This window comes from Luteibacter sp. P4_E6, assembly GCF_056401535.1.
In genome coordinates this window covers 1-2,074 of the sequence record NZ_JBFUJE010000630.1, presented here as the reverse complement: position 1 = coordinate 2,074, position 2,074 = coordinate 1, and the positions used below count along the sequence as shown (strand labels likewise).

Below are 2,074 nucleotides of genomic sequence, written 5' to 3'. Positions count from 1 at the left end.
TCCATCAGCTGCAGGCGCGGCTGGCCACGCTGGATGTTGATCGCCTCGGCGCTGAAGCGGCCACGCGTGACGAGGATGCCCTTGGTTGCGGCTTCGTTGAGCATCACGCTGAGCAGTTCGTTGACCTCCTGCACTTCTACTTCGAGGGCGTCCCAGTGCTTGCACTGAAGGATGACGGACTCGGTGCCGCGGGTCAGGCGCAGATCGACGCCAGCGCCAAGGGCCTTCAGGGACGTGACCGGGGCATGGTGCTCCACGCGATAGCCCTGCGCCCGATAGTGCTCGGCCAGCAGGTGCTCGAAGTCCTGCCAGGTCAGGCGCGCGAGCGCGTCTGTTCCACCAGCGGAAGGCTGTCGAGCGGAAAACATCGTGGGTGAGGTCCTGCCGGGGATCGGAGCGGCATCATAACCGCTCGCGCGGTCGGGTCGAAAAGGTTATCGGCATCACGGAATGAGCCTTTAGCCGGCGGGGAAGGCGTCTTCACATTCGTGAGTGGTTGCCGCTGCGTGGGCCAGCCGCTAAATTGGGAGGGTTGTCTTGGGGGAATACAGGGGTTTGTGCACGTGATGAAGTACGTAGTAACGAAATGTGCGTTGGTCGCCACCGCGGCCATGATGCTGTCCGCCTGCGGCGGCAAGACCATGATCGAAAGCGACATGACCCGCACGGTCGCTGCCAGCCCGGCCTCGCCGTGGCTTACGCTGGAAAACAAGGGTGACCATGTGATCAGCGTCGGCGGCCTGTCCGGCTCGCCCAAGGTGCAGGTGTCCCCGGATATCGCCTCCGCGATCGAAGCCCAGCTGCGCACCTCGCTGCAGCCGAAGTACTTCACTGATCTGATCATCGGCTGCCGTGGCCTGCAGCAGACCACTGCCGTGCACACGCCGGACGGCGAGCCGTCGGTCGTGACCATGGGCCTGACGGTGAACTGCCGCATCGTCGCGCGCGGTGTGGTCGTCTCGAAGGTTTACCACGTCAGCAAGACCGCGCCCGTACTGACGGATCCGCCGCGTCTGGACACGATCGTGCCGAATCTGATCGCCGGGGCCTCTACCCAGCTGGCGGATCAGCTCTGGGCGGATGTTGTGGCTACGGGTGTTCGGCGCTGAGGGTATATGGGCGCTGCGGCAGCGCCATCGCCGATGAATCGGCTCCCACATGGATTGCTGCCGGAAACCCTTCGCCGATGAATCGGCTCCTACAGGGGCTTAGGGTTAGGCTTCGGCTGGCGCGRCTGTTCGCAGGGCGTCGCGGCAGGCGATCAGCTGCGCCTGGGTGAAGGTCTGGCCGGGGCTCGCCAATAGGGCCGAGTCCGGGTCGGCCAGGCCCTGTTCGATCAAGACATCCAACATGGCCACGCGGCTGGCGGCAAGCAGGGCGCGCCCCAGCGGCGTGCGTGCGCCTGCGTCGGCGGGGTCCGCGCGCTCGGCCAGCGCCTGGACCACACGTGAGGGGAAGGCCCAGTGACGTGCCGCGTGGAGCGACAGCCGTTCGATCTGCTGGGCCAGCGCGGCGACGAGCGGGCGGCTGAAAGCCGTGGCGCGGGTGTCGTTCTGCTCTTCCAGCTCGAGCAGGATCGTCTGCGCGCCGGTCTGGCTGATCAGCCCGGCAAGGAATGCTTCGAACGGGTCGCAGACATTGCGGCCCAGGAAAATGCAGGCGCGGGCGCAGCGCTCGGCGTGCTCCCAGAGGCGCTCGCCCGCGTGCTGGCTGGCGCCGCCCATGTTGGTGCGCAGGATGGGCCGCATCACCAGCTGCATGACGACGCGGCGCAAACCGTCCTGTCCCAGCAGGGTGATCGCCTGGGGCAGGCCGGTGACCGGTCGGGACGTCTTGAAGAAGGCGCTGTTCGCCACCCGCACGATCTCACCGACCAGCACGGTGTCGCGGGCAATCAGTTCGGCCAGTGCGCGGCTGTCGCTGTCGTCGTTGCGCAGCGAGCGCATGAGCTGGGGCACCACCGAAGGCAGCCGGGGCAGGGAGCCGACATCGAACCGCTCACCACCGAAGGCATCGCGCACACGGCGCAGCACGCTTTGTTCGGCCGGCGAGAAGGCGGCATCGTCCGACGGGG

3 protein-coding genes are annotated in these 2,074 nt (G+C 66.9%); 1 reads left to right on the top strand and 2 read right to left on the bottom strand.

Translation table 11 applies throughout. The features are described from left to right. The coding region (locus AC1DT2_RS21700; protein WP_477298669.1) for a restriction endonuclease at positions 1 to 368 on the bottom strand (368 nt) is incomplete at its 3' end. A gap of 195 nt (positions 369 to 563) precedes the next feature. On the opposite strand from AC1DT2_RS21700, the gene AC1DT2_RS21695 reads away from it, so the two are divergent. Beyond that, on the top strand, positions 564 to 1,109 hold the full coding sequence (locus tag AC1DT2_RS21695; protein WP_477298667.1) for a hypothetical protein: 546 nt from the start codon (positions 564 to 566) through the stop codon (positions 1,107 to 1,109). Between the two features lie 105 nt (positions 1,110 to 1,214). Here the strand turns inward: AC1DT2_RS21695 and AC1DT2_RS21690 are convergent. Then, positions 1,215 to 2,074, bottom strand: an 860-nt coding sequence (locus AC1DT2_RS21690) for an HDOD domain-containing protein (RefSeq protein ID WP_477298665.1), incomplete at its 5' end; no start/stop codon positions are given.